The organism is Veillonella sp. VA142 (assembly GCF_003992135.1).
Taxonomy (GTDB): domain Bacteria; phylum Bacillota; class Negativicutes; order Veillonellales; family Veillonellaceae; genus F0422.
Genome location: NZ_RQVN01000027.1, coordinates 1 through 18276 on the forward strand (window position 1 = coordinate 1; position 18276 = coordinate 18276).

Consider the following 18276-nt stretch of genomic DNA (forward strand, 5'->3'; position numbering starts at 1 on the left):
TCTGTATATATAGATTGTACTATGCATTGACAAATTCATTTGTGTTTATACTATGACAATATCATATGTCGTTCATACCAGGCTGCATAGCGTCACAAGAGACGTTGTATTTAAACCCGAACTATGCTATACTTAGGGTGTCAAAAAGAAGAGCCATCAACGTGTAGCTGGCGTTAGGCTCATCTCGAAAAAGCAGAAATATGAGATTGCCCAACGTGTTAAGGTGTACTAGACCTTATACGTTAGGCTTTTTCATTATCTATTTTACTAGATCAATGAGCTGAATTGCTAAACTAGCAACAGAAATGATTAAAGAAATCTTTTCGTACTTAGTCATAACAACCACCTCCTCCCATAGTAGGAAGAGATGAGCCTAACAACACGTTAATGACTCTTATAATTTTATTATAGCATAATCTATTAGTACTGTTTATATACACTTAATACCATGCCGAACAGCAAACTAAGCAAAGCGCAAATTTGCAAATAACAACGCCACAAGCGCCCTTCCCTAGAGGAACGCCGTTACGAGTAGCAGCCTTTGTGGCGTACCTTATTACCTACATTACACAAACACAAGAAGAGCACGGTATGCCCCCGAACAAACATTATGAAATACCGTTTGTGAGGAGGTATACCGTGCTCTTCCCTTATGCTAATCCAGAACGCCACAAGACTACATAGCGTCAAAAGAGACGAACTACATATCAAACAAATCACTATGTGTCCCTGTTCTGGAGGCCACAAGAATAAGTTTATCATCATCTATCGCATAAATTAAAAGCCAATCTGGTTGAATATGGCATTCTCTAAAGCCTTTATATGAACCAGTAAGTGCATGATCTCTATATTTAGGTGCAAGTGGCTCCTTAGAACATAGTTTGTCTAAAATATCTTGCAATAACGAAAGATTATATCCTCGTTTTTTAATTCTTTTAACATCCTTCCGAAACTTCGTTGATACCTGGATTTTTAACATAAAAGTTAATCCTCCGCTTCTAACTCATCAAAGAGTTCTTTCGTAGAACTATATATTTTTGCTTGAATATTACCAGACATAATATCACGTGCTTCATGTATAGCCTCTTCCGTTTCAGCGTTATATCTTGGTTGTTTAATAATGAAAGGAAAACCTCCTTCCATAATAGACTTGTGTAAAAAAATATTAATAGCATCAGTAACAGAAATCCCAAAACTATTAAATAGATTCTCGGCTCTCCGTTTGACCTCTGGTTCAATACGAATATTAATATTTGCAGTTTTAGCCACGATAGCACACCTCCTTATAGCACACATTGTATTACAAACGTAAAACAAATGCAACCATTCATCTCCCAGAGAAACGCAGTTACGAGTAGCTGCCTTTGTGGCAACCCTTACTACATACATCGCATAAACGCAGAAGACCGCAACATGCTCCTGAACAAACCTAACCACTGTATCAGTTTGAGAAGGAGTATGTTGCAGTCTATCATTTATCTAAATTAAACCAGAACGCCACAGACTGCATAGCGAAATAAGAAACAACCCTGAGGAACGCCATTACGAGTAGCAGCCTTTGTGGCAACCCTTACTACATACATCACACAAGCGCAGAAGACCGCAACATGCTCCCGAACAAACCTACTGTAGGATCAGTTTGAGAAGGGGTGTGTTACGGTCTTCCCTTTATCTTATTTAGTTAACACCGCCACAAGGCTGCATAGCGTCACAAGAGACGACTTAGCCTAGAATCGCTTTCATATCTTCTTCTGGTGTTGTAATTGGATGTAAGTTGAATTTTTCAACTAAGATGCCAAGTACTGTGTTGGACAAGAATTTTGGCAAGGATGGTCCGATATAGATGTTACGGATGCCTAAGGACAATAATGTTAATAGGATACATACCGCTTTTTGTTCGTACCAAGACAATACTAATGTCAATGGTAATTCGTTTACGTCACATTCGAAAGCACCTGCCAATGCTACCGCTACTTGGATAGCAGAGTATGCATCGTTACATTGACCCATATCTAGGATACGAGGCAAGCCACCGATTTCACCGATGTTAAGGTCGTTGAAACGATATTTACCACATGCAAGAGTCAATACCATTGTATCTTCTGGAGTTTGTTTTACGAAATCAGTGTAGTAGTTACGGCCTACTTTAGCACCGTCGCAACCGCCTACCAAGAAGAAGTGTTTAATCGCGCCAGCTTTTACCGCTTCGATTACTTTGTCAGCTACGCCAAGTACTGTACCATGACCGAAACCAGTTGTCACTTCTGTACCACCGTTGATACCTGTGAAATGTTGTGGCTCTTTGTAACCGCCTAATTCAATAGCACGCTCGATAACTGCAGAGAAATCTTTTGTGCCATCTTCCTTGTGTTCCACATGACCGCAGCCATCGAAACCAACCATGTCAGTTGTGAAGATATTTTTGATGTATGTTTGCTTTGGTGGCATAATGCAGTTTGTTGTGAACAAGAATGCCCCTGGAACGCCATCAAATTCTTTTTGTTGGTTTTGCCATGCAGTACCGAAGTTACCTTTCAATTGAGGGTGTTTTTTCAATTCAGGGTATGCATGACATGGAAGCATTTCACCATGTGTATAGATGTTAACGCCTTTACCATCAGTTTGTTCCAATAACATTTTTAGGTCGTGTAAGTCATGGCCTGTTACCACGATGAAAGGACCTGGTTCTACTGTCAAAGGTACAGTTGTTGGAACTGGAGTACCGTATGTAGTTGTGTTGGCTTTGTCTAATAACGCCATGCAAGCAAGGTTGATGCCACCGAATTCCATCAATAGGCCTAACCATTCTTCAGCACTATGGTCTTTTGCCATTTCAACAAGACCTTTTACGAACCAAGCATCAACTTCTGGATCGTTGTAGCCCAATACTGCTGCATGCCATGCGTACGCAGCCATACCACGCATACCTAATAACAATGTGGAACGCAAGGAAACGATATCTTCATGACCTTTCCACAATTCTTCCCAATCAAAGTTAGGAATGTTAGCATCTAATTTGTTGTGTGCATTGTTAATCAGATCGATGAACTCTTGTACACGATCTTCGGAGAAGTTTACGTTTGTTACGCACATGAATAAACCACGTTTTAACAATTGTACGTTTTCTAACGTTACTTCTGTGGCTTGCATTGCACGAGCTAACCCGATCAACGCTGCTGTTAATTCGTCTTGTAAATTCGCAACTGGTGCTGTTTTACCGCACACACCTTGCACTGTACAACCATTTGGTTGCGCTGTTTGTTCACATTGGAAACAGAACATACTCATGATAAACCTCCTTGGGAACTTTGCCCATAAACATATTTCCTACAACATACTTGTATTAGATATCTCTTCTATACACAAATACCCTGTAACAGGTGTGCATAGCATTCTCTTGTTATCTATACATGTAGTATAGTATACTGAAAGCAGAAAAAACGTATCCTTGGCTACACTTTAAATAGTTTTCTCTATACTTTTATTCATGCTATAATGAAAACAAGGGTCCCTTTGGACCCTTTTGCTATACATCATATACACAGTCATAGATTATATAGTTATCGGAGGTCCCATGTCGACATTACATCCAACGTTAGAAACATACATGAATACAATTCAACAATCCCCCCTATGCGCTCATATTGCGCCAGAAAATTTATCACTTTTCTTATCTCAAGCAAATGTGAAAGTACAAAGTTTCAAAAAAAATTCTTTCATTGCCATTGCTGGGGATCCGATGGAAGGCATTGGCATTTTGCTAGAAGGGCGTGCCTTGTTAACACGAGAGAACATGTTGGGACAACGAACTATTGTAACGGAGCTACAGCCAGCCTCTATGTTCGGAGAAGCTTTGCTCTTTAGTAACCATCCCCTATGGCCAGCTACCATTGAGGCTACGAAAGATGCGATTGTTTTATTTTTACCGATTGAGACTTTCACCAAGGCATTCCCGGACTGTCAATCCTGTCAGATCCAATTGCTCACCAACCTCATGTATGACTTATCTGAAAAGGCGATGCAGCTGACCCGAAAAGTGCATTATCTATCCCTTAAAGGGATGCGCGAGAAAATTTTTGCCTATCTCATGGATATTCGGCGAGTGCAAAAAAAGAATATCCTCACCTTGCCACACAATCGGCAAGAAATGGCGGACGTCCTCAACGTGAGCCGCACCGCCCTCAGCCGTGAACTAGGTCGTTTGCAAGACGAACGGATCATCCAATTCCACGGCAAAGAAGTCGAGCTAGTGGATATCGAAACCATTCAAGATTTTTCGTTTTAAAATAAAATAAAGTTTTTACTGGGGCGATACTCTGTATTGCCCCGGTTTTTTGTCCTTTAATAAGAGGTACTATTAAGTCTGTTTTACACAAAGAATAATAAAAAGCCCCTACCGCTTCCGAGTCTTTCGACCCGGAAGGGTAGGGGCTTGTTGCATCTTCTAGGAAGTTACATCTTCAGGACTTATTTCATTCCCATAGCCTGCATCAACATTTTAATTTGTGCTTTCATTTCTTCATTATCTTTCGCCATTTTGTTGTAAGATTCCTTCATTTCTCGGTTTTCTGCTTTCATATTTGCATTATCCACCAATACTTGTTCGTACGCTACTTTTGTACGTTCGTTCTCTTGTTTCAATGCAGATACTTCGTCTTGCATTACATAGACAGAGGAGATCGGACCCGCTTTATAACGTTCAGGAATTGCTTTTTCTTCTGGACTCCAGCCAAATTTATGAGTCACACCTGCATTAATCATGTTGTCACTTTGACCTAATGTAACACCCACATGGAACATAGTCGCTTCTTGCGTGTAATGGGCAAGACCAATAGCCGCTGCTGTTTCATTACGATAATTACCAATGCCCGCCATGATTTGTGTCGGTTCTAATGGATCATATTGTAATGGTTTCAACGCTGCCAAAGCGGCTGCTTTCGCACCAGCTTTATAGGCTTCACCAGTAGCTTGGTTCAGAATGTTGTTCGCTGTACCTTTCAACTGATCTACATTAACACCGTCAGTACCATTGATACCAGGCGCCACATTCAGAATGCGGTTACCGCCGTTATCTAAACCATTAGCCGTCAATGTCACAGGAGGGTTTGCTTTACCATTGGAATTATTGGATTCAATCACTACACCCAATGGTGTCACATTCGTTGTGATAGCTGGTTCATCTTTACCATCTTTGCCAGGACGATATACAGTGTACTCACTGCCTGATCCATCATGTTTCACGGTCGTATTAAACTGTGCCGGTTTACCTGTTTTCTCATCGATTTCAGGTTTCACCTTGCCATCTTTGTCGATGAAAGTAGGTTTAAATATGCCAGTGTAATCAGTAGAACCATCACCCATATGAACATTTTTCGCCAACTTAACAGTCATGGACGCTGGGGTTGTTACTCCATCTTTCGTTTCTGCTGGTTTCGCAATGACGCCGATATTATTGTCAGTCAATGTACCTGTTGCGCCACCATTGATATTCAATACTTCTCCAAGGCCAACGACAGCCGTCACACCTTTGTTATCGCCTGTGAACTTACGACCGCCTGCTAGATGATCGCTAACCACTTTCAACTGATCTTCCGTTGCTGCACGACCAGATACATAGGTTGGATTATTGATAGTCCATGTTGTGTTACCAAGACCGGTTACGAAATTACCTTCTGTTGGTATTGCACCTGTTGTAGGCGCTACGCCAGTTGTACTTGGAGTGACAGATTGTTTACCTACTACAACGTTTCCTGCTGTTACAGAAGTCGCTGCGTTAACAGTACCGTCTTTTCCGTTGATAGTAACAACTTTGTCTGTACCACTAGTACCATTGTTACCACTACTGAAAGTAGTTACGCCATTGTCTTTGAACTCAACTTTGCCGTTGTTTTCTTTGTTTGTAATGGAGTTAATGCTTGTTAAGTCACTAGCTAATTGTACTTTTAACTTGCCATCCACGTTATTCACGCCAATGTTTTTGTCCGTTAAGTTATCCTTAGCTGCACCACCAACAATATCTACTGTTTGGTTCAATTTCTTAGCGATCACTTTGGATTTGTCAGCATCTTGTGCATCATCGCCAGCATATTTCATGCCGTCATCCATCGTAGCTACTTCATGTTTCACTACAACTTCTTTACCAGCATTGTTAGGATCTGGATGTTTTGTTTCATATACGATACGAGTCATGCCGTCTTTACCATTAGCACCATCTGTGCCGTCTACACCGACCACACCTTTGTCGCCTTTAATGGAAAGACCATTTTTACCATCTTTACCGTTCAATCCAATAGATCCATCTTTGCCATTGATGACAACTGCAGAGCCGTCTTTACCGTTCACGCCGATGATACCGTCAGAACCTGCTTTGCCTGGTTTGCCATCTGCACCTGGTTCGCCTTTTTCACCTACTGTTACCACTGCATCTGTGCCAGGTTTGCCGTCTTTGCCTGGTTCACCTTTTACAGTCACAGTATTAGTTGTTAAGGATTTAGATGTTAAATCTTTGTTCAACTTGATAGTTACCGTTGTGTTGCCAGTAGTTGAATCTTGTTCAATGGAAGTCAATACATTGTTGCCATCGTATTTTTTATCTGCTTCCGAAGCATCATCGGCTGGAATTGGTGCTGTACCTTTGATGGTTACTTTAGAGCCAAGTTTATTTGTTTTCTCTCCACCAATATTAGCATCGAAGACTAAACCTTTTTCCACTAAACCTGTTGTAGCAGATTTCAATTGGTCTTCTGTAGCCGCTCTGCCAGATACAAATGTTGGATTGGTTACATCCCAAGTTTTGTTATCTAAACCAGTGACGAAGTTGCCTTCTGTAGCCTTATCTGTTGCTGCTGGAGTTGTACCATCCGCACTTGGTGTGACAGATTGTTTACCTACGGTCACGCCAGAGGCTATTACTTGACCTTTACCACCATCTACTTTCACAGTATTTGTGCCTGTACCTGCTGTCACAGTCGCATTAGTGCCATCTACTTTCACAATGTTGTCACCAGTGCCGGCTGTTACTTGTGCTTTCGTACCATCTATAGATACAACATTGTTGCCAGTGCCCGCTGTGATAGTACCAGCTGTACCATCCATTGTCACTTGTTTAGTAGTATCAGTGCCTAATGTTACTTTATCAGCCAAACGAATATCGTAGTTAGTATGTCCATCAGTTCCTGGAGTAACAGTTAAGGAAAGATTTTTATTGGCATCCTTATCTTCACCATTCACAGAAACAGTTGTTTTAGACTTGCCGATTTCGTCATGCAATTGTGCTACGTTAACAGCGTCTGTATCATTTTCCCCTCTAGCTACGTTCACAATTTTGTTCCCGCCATTGTCTAAGCCATTATTTGTTAAGGATACAGTCTTATCGCCATTTTCGATCGTAATACCAGATGTGTTAACTGTGGTTGCTTTGTCTCCATCACGATATACAGTTTCACCTGCTACCGTAGAAGTCGTCACGTCACCGTCTTTCACAACGGTACCAGCCTTAGTCACAAATGTACCTGCAGTTTGGTCACCTACAGCTAATCCTGTGGTGCTAAGAACAGTATCACCAGTCGTCACCTTGCCGCCTTCTACTTTTGTCGTTGTGCCACCAGCGTTTGTAAATTCAGCACTTGTCAAGCCTTTCAATTCTTTCGCCAATTTCACTTCCACAGTAGAACCATTCGCATTCACGCCGATGTTGTTATCAGATAATTTATCTTTATCTGCACCACCAGTGATATTGAAAGCGATGCCACCTTCTTTATTCAAAGCTTGTGTATCTGTTTTAGACGCATTGTCTGCACCAAATTGGATTGTGTTATTCACTACTACTTTCGCTGCATCAGATACAGTTTTCAACTGATCTTCTGTCGCTGCACGGCCTGATACAAATTTCGGAGCTGTTACATTCCAATCTTTGTTTGCAAGGCCTGTAATGAAGTTGCCTTCTGCCGCAGTATCTGTACCTGCAGGAGCTTTGCCATCTGTACTTGGTATAGCAGTTTGTTTACCAATCACAACACCGCCAGTGACAGCGCCAGTTGCATCTTTCACACCATTCACATGAACTACTGTCGGTGCCACTTCAGTGGTATTAGTACCGTCTGTGAAAGTCGATCCTGTGCTAGTTACTTTGGATTCGTTAGCACCATCTTTCACGGTCAAGCCTGCATTGTTCACCACAGAATTACCCACTGTCATAGAACCAGTATCCGTTAAGTTCAGATGTTTGTTCAATCGAAGTGTCAACGTATCTTTACCATCCGCATCTACTAAGATATTACCAGTAGCGGACTCAAATGTTTTCACTGCTTCCTTCGTCACACCTTCACCAACAATGTTCACCAATGTGTTCAAGCGATGTTTGTTCACCGTGTCAGCGTTATTACCAGTGAAACGTAAGCCATCATCCATAGTCGCTACTTGATGTTCTTTACCGCCTTCTGTGTATATGATACGAGTGATGCCATCTTTACCGTCAACACCTTTCGCACCACGAACGCCTGGAACACCATCAGCTCCATCCTCACCATCATAGCCCTCTTTCATGCCAATGTTGATAGATTTGCCTGGTTGTCCATCAGCACCTTTCGGCCCAGTTAAGCCAATTGTACCGTCTTTACCATTGATGACAACAGATTTACCGTCTTCACCTTTGGCGCCGATTTTACCATCTTTACCATTGATGACAACGCTATTACCATTTTCACCTTTAGGACCAGTCAATCCGATAGAACCGTCTTTGCCGTTGATCACAACTGCAGAGCCGTCTTTACCGTTTACACCGATAGTACCGTCAGAACCATCTTTACCTGGTTTGCCGTCTACACCTGTTTCGCCTTTTTCACCGACAGTTACGACTGCATCTTTGCCTGGTTGACCGTCTTTGCCTGGTTCACCTTTTACAGTCACAGTATTGGTTGTTACAGATTTAGATGTTAAATCTTTGTTCAACTTGATCGTAACTGTACTATTGCCGTCAGTTCCTTTTTCAACAGTTGTCACTACGTTGTTGCCATCGTAGTTGTCATCTGCTGTTACATTAGCTGTACCAACGATGTTCACAGTGGAACCAAGAGCATTTTCTACGACTTTTTTACCACCAGCTGTGGCAGGAAGGTTAGCACCAAAGGATAACTTGCTTGTACCAATTTGACCTTGAATTACTTTCAATTGTTCTTCTGTAGCTGCACGGCCTTTTGTCGCGAAGTCAGTTGCAGTTAATGTTGTATTCGTTAAACCAGTGATATCTCCGATAGAACCATCAATAGCAATTGGGTAACCGTTGTTGCCAACAGTCACTTTGCCTTCTTTTCCGTTGATTGTAATAGTTTTATCACCAGTCGTTGCACCGCTACTGAACGTAGTTACACCATCTGCACCGAACTCAACTTTGCCAGAGTTTGCACCATTAGTGATGGAGTTGATATTTGTTAACTCGCTAGCTAATTGAACTTTTAACTTACCATCTTTCGCATTCACGCCGATGTTGTTGTCAGTCAATTTAGCTTTGTCAGCGCCACCAACGATTTCTAAACGTTCGTTTAGTTTTTTGTTGATCACATTCGCTTCTGCTGTGGTTGCAGTCGCTGCTTCGTAGTTATCACCGCTGTATTTTTGACCGTCGTCCATCGTAGCTACTTCATGTTTTACTGTGATTTCTTTACCAGCATTGTTAGGGTCTGGATGTTTCGTTTCATATACGATACGAGTCATGCCGTCTTTGCCATTAGCGCCATCTGTGCCGTCTACACCAACTGCACCTTTGTCGCCTTTAATGGAAAGACCGTTTTTACCATCTTTACCGTTCAAGCCGATAGATCCGTCTTTGCCGTTGATCACAACTGCAGAACCATCTTTACCGTTTACGCCGATGATACCATCAGAGCCTGGTTTGCCATCTTTGCCGTTAGTACCTGGTTCGCCTTTTTCACCTACTGTTACCACTGCATCTGTGCCAGGTTTGCCGTCTTTACCGTCTTCACCTTTTACAGTGATCGTGTTAGTTGTTACGGATTTAGATGTTAAATCTTTGTTCAACTTCACAGTGACCGTTGTATTGCCTTGGTTATCTTGTTCAATGGATGTTAATACGTTTTTGCCATCATAGTTTTTGTCTGCATCCGTAGCACCTGCAGGAATTTCCGCAGTACCTTGGATTTTCACAGTAGAGCCAAGTTTATTTGTTTTCGATCCACCAGTGTTTGCATCAAAGACTAAGCCTTTGTCCACTAAACCAGTAGTAGCAGATTTCAATTGGTCTTCTGTAGCTGCACGACCAGATACAAATGTTGGGTTTGCTACATCCCAAGCTTTGTTATCTAAACCAGTGATGAAGTTGCCTTCTTCTGGTGCGATAACTTTACCTGCTGTAGGAACAGTTTCTGCTGGTGTTACCGATTGTTTACCAATCACCACACCGTCAGTTACTGTACCATTTGCACCATTCATTCCGTTCACACGAACTACTGTCGGTGCCACGCTAGTTGTCTTCGTACCATCTGTGAAAGTAGCACCTGTGCTAGTTACTTTGGATTCGTTAGCACCATCTTTAACAACAGTACCTGCATTAGTCACTTTCGTTTCCTTAGCGCCATCTTTTACAGTCAATCCTGTTGTATCTAGAGTAGATTCGCCAGTCGTTACCTTGCCATCTTTGCCGTTGATAGTAACAGTTTTATCGCCTGCTGCTCCGCTACTGAAAGTAGTCGATCCATCTGCACCGAACTCAACTTTGCCATTGCCTACTGCATTAGTAATGCTGCTGATATTAGCAAGGTTTTTGTTCATTTTTACAGTCAATGTAGTTTTGCCGTCAGCATCTACTAAGATGTTACCAGTAGCAGACTCAAATGTTTTCGCAGCTTCCTTCGTCACACCTTCACCAACGATATTCACCAATGTGTTCAAGCGATGTTTGTTCACAGTGTCAGAGTTATTACCAGCGAAACGTAAACCGTCGTCCATAGTAGCTACTTGACGTTCTACTACTTTTTCAGTATTCGTCGCTGGGTCAATTTCTTTCGTTGTGTATACGATACGAGTGATACCGTCTTTACCGTCAACACCTTTTTCACCACGAACGCCTGGAACACCATCAGCTCCGTCAGCACCGTTATAGCCATCTTTCATGCCGATATCTAAGGATTTGCCTGGTTTTCCGTCAGCACCTTTCGGACCCGTTAAGCCGATTGTGCCGTCTTTACCGTTGATGACTACAGATTTGCCGTCTTCACCTTTGGCACCGATTTTACCATCTTTACCATTGATGACTACGCTATTGCCTTTATCACCTTTCGGTCCAGTCAATCCGATAGAGCCGTCTTTGCCGTTGATCACAACTGCAGAGCCGTCTTTACCGTTTACACCGATAGTACCGTCAGAACCAGCTTTACCTGGTTTACCGTCTGCACCTGGTTCACCTTTTTCACCGACAGTCACGACTGCATCTGTGCCAGGTTGACCGTCTTTGCCTGGTTCACCTTTTACAGTCACAGTATTGGTTGTTACAGATTTAGATGTTAAGTCTTTGTTCAACTTGATCGTAACTGTACTATTGCCGTCAGTTCCTTTTTCAACAGTTGTCACTACGTTGTTGCCATCGTAGTTGTCATCTGCTGTTACATTTGCAGTACCAACGATGTTCACAGTGGAACCAAGTTTATTCTCTACGACATTCGTACCACCGTTTACGCCAAGGTTAGCACCAAAGGATAACTTGCTTGTACCAATTTGACCTTGAATTACTTTCAATTGTTCTTCTGTAGCTGCACGGCCTTTTGTTGCGAAGTCAGCTGCATCCAACGTTGTATTCGTTAAACCAGTGATATCACCTACAGAACCATCAATAGCAATTGGTTTACCATTGTTGCCAACAGTCACTTTACCTGCTTTACCGTCGATTGTGACAGTTTTATCACCAGCTGCTGCACCGCTACTGAAAGTAGTTACGCCATTAGCTCCGAACTCAACTTTACCAGAGTTTGCACCATTAGTAATGGAGTTAATGCTTGTTAACTCGCTAGCTAATTGAACTTTTAACTTACCATCTTTCGCATTCACGCCGATGTTGTTGTCAGTCAATTTGTCTTTAGCTGCACCACCAACGATTTCTAAACGTTCGTTTAGTTTTTTGTTGATCACATTCGCTTCTGCTGTGGTTGCAGTCGCTGCTTCGTAGTTATCACCGCTGTATTTTTGACCATCGTCCATCGTAGCTACTTCATGTTTCACCGTGATTTCTTTGCCAGCATTATTAGGGTCTGGATGTTTCGTTTCATATACGATACGAGTCATACCGTCTTTACCATTAGCGCCATCTGTGCCGTCTAAACCAACTGCACCTTTGTCGCCTTTCATAGTAAGACCATTAGCACCATCTTTACCATTCATGCCGATAGATCCGTCTTTGCCGTTGATGACAACTGCAGAACCGTCTTTACCGTTAACGCCGATAGTACCGTTAGAACCATCTTTACCTGGTTTTCCTTCAGCACCTGGTTCACCTTTTTCACCCACAGTTACGACTGCATCTTTGCCGTCTTGACCGTTGGCACCTGGTTCACCTTTTACAGTGATCGTGTTAGTTGTTACAGATTTAGATGTTAAATCTTTGTTCAATTTCACAGTTACCGTTGTGTTGCCAGTAGTTGGATCTTGTTCGATAGATGTTAATACGTTTTTACCATCATAGTTTTTATCTGCATCCGTAGCACCTGCTGGAATTTCCGCAGTACCTTGGATTTTCACAGTAGAGCCAAGTTTATTTGTTTTCGCTCCGCCAGTATTAGCATCGAAGACTAAACCTTTGTCTACTAAACCTGTTGTAGCAGATTTCAATTGGTCTTCTGTGGCTGCACGACCAGATACATAGATAGGACTTGCTACATTCCAATCTTTATTTGCAAGACCTGTTACATAGTTGCCAGTTTCAGATGTACCACCTGTTGTAGGAGCTACGCCAGTTGTACTTGGAGTGACAGATTGTTTACCAACAGTAACACCGCCAGCTTGTACTGTGCCAGTTTTGCCGTTGATTGTAACAACATTGTCTGTACCACCAGTACCATTGTTACCGCTACTGAAAGTAGTCACACCATTGTCTTTAAACTCAACTTTGCCAGAGTTTTCACCATTGGTAATACTGTTGATATTGCCAAGGTTTTTGTTCATTTTTACAGTCAATGTTGTTGTGCCATTAGCTGCCACTAAAATGTTGCCACTTGCAGATTGGAATCCATCTACTTTTTCTTTCGCAACACCTTCACCAACAATGTTCACCAATGTGTTCAAGCGATGTTTGTTCACAGTATCGGAGTTGTTACCAGTGAATTGTAAGCCATCATCCATAGTCGCTACTTGATGTTCTTTACCGCCTTCTGTGTATACGATACGAGTGATGCCGTCTTGACCGTCAACACCTTTTTCACCACGAACGCCTGGAACGCCATCAGCACCGTCTTGACCATTGTAGCCATCTTTCATGCCAATATTAATGGATTTACCTGGTTGTCCATCAGCACCTTTAGGACCAGTCAAGCCGATTGTGCCATCTTTACCGTTGATAACAACAGATTTACCATCTTCACCTTTGGCGCCGATTTTACCATCTTTACCATTGATGACAACGCTATTACCATTTTCACCTTTAGGGCCTGTCAATCCGATAGATCCGTCCTTGCCGTTGATGACAACAGCAGAGCCATCTTTACCGTTTACACCGATAGTACCGTCAGAACCATCTTTACCTGGTTTGCCATCTGCACCTGGTTCGCCTTTTTCACCGACAGTTACGACTGCATCTTTGCCAGGTTGACCGTCTTTGCCTGGTTCACCTTTTACAGTCACAGTATTGGTTGTTACAGATTTAGATGTTAAATCTTTATTCAACTTAATCGTAACTGTACTATTACCGTCAGTTCCTTTTTCAACAGTCGTCACTACGTTGTTGCCATCGTAATTGTCATCTGCTGTTACGTTAGCTGTACCAACGATGTTCACAGTGGAACCAAGAGCATTTTCTACGACTTTTTTACCACCAGCTGTGGCAGGAAGGTTAGCACCAAAGGATAACTTGCCAGTACCCAATTGACCTTGGATTAATTTCAACTGTTCTTCCGTAGCTGCACGGCCTTTAGTACCAAAATCTGCTGCATCTAACGTTTTGTTCGTCAATCCAGTGATATCTCCGATAGAACCGTCGATAGCAATTGGGTTGCCGCTGTTGCCAACAGTGATTTTGCCTTCTTTGCCGTTGATTGTAACAGTTTTATCACCAGTCGTTGCACCACTACTGAAAGTAGTGACTCCATTGTCTTGGAACTCCACTTTGCCGGAGTTTGTACCATTGGTAATAGAATTAATGCCTGTTAACTCGCTAGCTAATTGAACTTTTAACTTACCATCTTTCGCATTGACACCGATGTTGTTGTCAGTCAATGTACCTGTTGCACCGCCAAGGATGTCTAAACGGTTGTTCAATTTCTTAGCAATCACATTTTGTTCGGCTGCTGTAGTGGTAGCTGCTTTATAATTATCGCCACCATATTTCATGCCGTCATCCATGGTTGCTACTTGGTGTTCTACTTCTTTTTCTGTGTGTGTATTAGGGTCGATGACTTTCGTTGTATACACAATACGGTTGATACCATCCGCACCATCCGAACCGTCTACACCGTTTTTACCACGTACATCTGGAGTATTATCATCTTTGTCATGGTCATAGCCAGGTTTCACACCAATATTGATGGATTTACCTGGTTGTCCATCAGCTCCTCTAGGTCCTGTTAAGCCGATTGTGCCATCTTTACCTTTGATGACAACAGAAGCACCATCTTTACCGTTTACACCGATAGTACCGTCAGAACCTGGTTTGCCTGGTTGTCCGTCAGAACCTGGTTCACCTTTTTCACCAACTGTGATGACTGCATCTTTGGTTTGACCACTACCACCTGGTTCACCTTTTACAATCACTGTGTTCGTTGTTAAGGATTCAGATTTTAAATCTTTTTTCAATTTCACAGTGACTGTTGTGTCGCCAGTTGTTGCATCTTGACCGATAGTCGTTACTACGTTTTCATCGTTGTAACCTTCATCAGATGTAGCATTGGAAGAGCCCAAGATATGTACAGTAGTGCCAAGTTTGTTGGTCACAACTTTTTCTTTACCAGCTGTGGCTGGAAGGTTGGCACCGTATTTCATGCCTGTATCTGTCACTTTTCCAATCACTGCCTCAGAGTTCTTTTTAAGGTCAGATACATTCACCGCTGCATTTGGTGTATCCGTATTGGCTTTATCTAATTTTTCCCAATACGTTGCATCGTTTTTAACTACCCCAGCTGCATCTTTCACTACAGCTGTGTCAACAGCAGAACCTACGTTATCTACACGTTTAGGATCTGGCGTGTTTACTTTCGTATGAACATCGCCAGTATACGCATTTCCATCGGCATCTTTGAAAGTGCCATCTGGTTGTTTAAATATTTGGTTACCAGCGTTATCTACGTAAATCAAGGCTTGGTCTTGTGCCACTTGTTTTGTGTTCAAGGATACCGTTACATCATCGCCATTAGCAGCGGTACTGATGTAGTGTGCATCACCTTTGATGTTGAACTTCACATTGCCAGTGGTCAAAGATTTTTCGGTTGTTGTTCCAGTTCCATCATCGCCAAGAGAAATTGTATTTCCTACTTGACCTTTCACAGTATCTAAATCAGATTTTTTAGCTACGTCTTTGATAATGACTGTAGATTTATTACCCGGATTTGCTGCATCTTGTACAACTAAATTCACATTGCCGTCATTATCTGCTGTGTAGTTACCATCTGTACCATCTGTTGGATTCGCCACTAAGCGATAGTCACTACCAGATTTAGCAGTAATGGCTTCGGAGATTTTCTTCAACTGATCTTCCGTTGCTGCTCTGCCAGATACATAGCTAGGATTTGCTACATTCCAAGCTTTGTTATCTAAACCAGTAATGAAGTTACCTTCAGTAGCCTTATCTGTAGCTGTTGGACTTGTACCATCTGCACTTGGAGTGACAGATTGTTTACCAACAGTAACACCGCCAGCTTGTACTGTGCCAGTTTTACCATTGATTGTCACAACATTGTCTGTACCACCAGTACCGTTATTACCACTACTGAAAGTAGTGACACCATTGTCTTTGAACTCAACTTTACCAGAGTTTGTACCATTGGTAATACTGTTGATATTTCCAAGGTTTTTGTTCATTTTTACAGTCAATGTTGTTGTGCCATTAGCTGCCACTAAAATGTTGCCACTTGCAGATTGGAATCCATCTACTTTTTCTTTCGCAACACCTTCACCAACGATGTTCACCAATGTGTTCAAGCGATGTTTGTTCACAGTGTCAGAGTTATTACCCGTGAATTGTAAGCCATCATCCATTGTAGCTACTTGATGTTCTTTACCGCCTTCAGTATATATGATACGAGTGATGCCGTCTTTGCCGTCAACACCTTTCGCACCACGAACGCCTGGAACACCATCAGCTCCATCCTCACCATCATAGCCCTCTTTCATGCCAATGTTGATGGATTTGCCTGGTTGTCCGTCAGCACCTTTCGGTCCAGTTAAGCCAATTGTACCGTCTTTACCATTGATAACAACAGATTTACCGTCTTCACCTTTGGCGCCGATTTTTCCATCTTTACCATTGATGACAACGCTATTACCATTTTCACCTTTAGGACCAGTCAATCCGATAGAGCCGTCTTTACCGTTGATTACAACTGCAGAACCATCTTTGCCGTTAACACCGATAGTACCGTCAGAACCTGGTTTACCATCTTTACCTGCTACACCTGGTTCACCTTTCTCACCGACAGTCACGACTGCATCTTTGCCTGGTTGACCATCTTTACCATCTTCACCTTTTACAGTCACTGTATTGGTTGTTAAGGATTTAGATGTTAAATCTTTGTTCAACTTCACAGTCACAGTTGTGTCGCCGTTAGCATCTTGTCCAACTGTCGTGATTACGTTGTTACCATCGTATTGTTTATCTGCTTCTGTTGCATTTTTAACATCTGCAGTACCTACGATATTCACAGTAGAACCAAGTTTGTTTGTAACAACCTTTTCTCCACCAGCTGTGGCTGGAAGGTTGGCACCGTATTTCATGCCTGTATCTGTCACTTTTCCAATCACTGCATCAGTGTTCTTTTTGAGGTCAGATACGTTCACCGCTGCATTTGGTGTATCCGTATTCGCTTTATCTAACTTATCCCAATACGTTGCGTTATTGTTAACTGCTCCAGTTGCATCTTTTACTATAGCTGTATCAATAGCAGATCCAACATTATCTACACGCTTAGGATCTGGCGTGTTTACTTTCGTATGAACATCACCAGTATACGGTGTACCATCTGCATTTTTGAAAGTGCCATCTGGTTGTTTAAATACTTGGTTACCAGCGTTATCTACGTAAATCAAGGCTTGGTCTTGTGCCACTTGTTTTGTGTTCAAGGATACCGTTACATCATCGCCACTAGCAGCGGTACTGATGTAGTGTGCATCACCTTTGATGTTGAACTTCACATTGCCAGTGGTCAAAGATTTTTCGGTTGTTGTTCCAGTTCCATCATCGCCAAGAGAAATTGTATTTCCTACTTGACCTTTCACAGTATCTAAATCAGATTTTTTAGCTACGTCTTTGATAATAACTGTAGATTTATTACCCGGATTTGCTGCATCTTGTACAACTAAGTTCACATTGCCGTCATTATCTGCTGTGTAGTTACCATCAGAACCAGTTGCTGGATTTGCCACTAAACGATAGTCGCTGCCAGATTTAGCTGTAATAGCTTCAGAGATTTTCTTCAACTGATCTTCCGTTGCTGCACGACCAGATACATAGCTAGGACTCGCTACATTCCAATCTTTATTTGCAAGACCTGTTACATAGTTGCCAGTTTCAGATGTACCACCTGTTGTAGGAGCTACGCCAGTTGTACTTGGAGTGACAGATTGTTTACCAACAGTAACACCGCCAGCTTGTACTGTGCCAGTTTTGCCGTTGATTGTAACAACATTGTCTGTACCACCAGTACCATTGTTACCGCTACTGAAAGTAGTCACACCATTGTCTTTAAACTCAACTTTGCCAGAGTTTTCACCATTGGTAATACTGTTGATATTGCCAAGGTTTTTGTTCATTTTTACAGTCAATGTTGTTGTGCCATTAGCTGCCACTAAAATGTTGCCACTTGCAGATTGGAATCCATCTACTTTTTCTTTCGCAACACCTTCACCAAC

Annotated in this window: 5 protein-coding genes; 1 reads left to right on the plus strand and 4 read right to left on the minus strand. The window is 42.2% G+C overall.

Features of this window, described 5'->3' with window-relative positions; genetic code table 11:
- Positions 1-700 precede the first annotated feature (700 nt).
- The 3 genes from EO117_RS08190 to hcp all read right to left on the minus strand — a co-directional run bounded on the left by EO117_RS08190 (position 701) and on the right by hcp (position 3288).
- On the minus strand, positions 701-979 hold the full coding sequence (locus EO117_RS08190; RefSeq protein WP_126939980.1) for a type II toxin-antitoxin system YafQ family toxin: 279 nt from the start codon (positions 977-979) through the stop codon (positions 701-703).
- A 5-nt stretch (positions 980-984) separates the two neighbouring features.
- Positions 985-1269 (minus strand): type II toxin-antitoxin system RelB/DinJ family antitoxin, encoded by a 285-nt coding sequence (locus EO117_RS08195; protein ID WP_126939981.1) that lies wholly within the window; start codon positions 1267-1269, stop codon positions 985-987.
- A gap of 453 nt (positions 1270-1722) precedes the next feature.
- Complete coding sequence (hcp, locus tag EO117_RS08200) at positions 1723-3288, minus strand: hydroxylamine reductase (RefSeq protein WP_126939982.1); 1566 nt, start codon at positions 3286-3288, stop codon at positions 1723-1725.
- Between the two features lie 286 nt (positions 3289-3574).
- On the opposite strand from hcp, the gene EO117_RS08205 reads away from it, so the two are divergent.
- Positions 3575-4285, plus strand: coding sequence for a Crp/Fnr family transcriptional regulator (locus EO117_RS08205; RefSeq protein ID WP_126939983.1), 711 nt, complete (start codon positions 3575-3577; stop codon positions 4283-4285).
- Positions 4286-4467: 182 nt separating this feature from the next.
- On the opposite strand, the gene EO117_RS08210 is transcribed toward EO117_RS08205, so the two are convergent.
- Positions 4468-18177 (minus strand): YadA-like family protein, encoded by a 13710-nt coding sequence (locus tag EO117_RS08210; protein ID WP_206168600.1) that lies wholly within the window; start codon positions 18175-18177, stop codon positions 4468-4470.
- Positions 18178-18276 lie beyond the last annotated feature (99 nt).

What these genes read in the sequence shown, in the direction of transcription:
- EO117_RS08190 (WP_126939980.1), bottom strand. Translation starts at nt 979, where the DNA reads ATGTTAAAAATCCAGGTATCAACGAAGTTTCGGAAGGATGTTAAAAGA.
- hcp (WP_126939982.1), bottom strand. Translation starts at nt 3,288, where the DNA reads ATGAGTATGTTCTGTTTCCAATGTGAACAAACAGCGCAACCAAATGGT.
- EO117_RS08205 (WP_126939983.1), top strand. Translation starts at nt 3,575, where the DNA reads ATGTCGACATTACATCCAACGTTAGAAACATACATGAATACAATTCAA.
- EO117_RS08210 (WP_206168600.1), bottom strand. Translation starts at nt 18,177, where the DNA reads ATGAACAAAAACCTTGGCAATATCAACAGTATTACCAATGGTGAAAAC.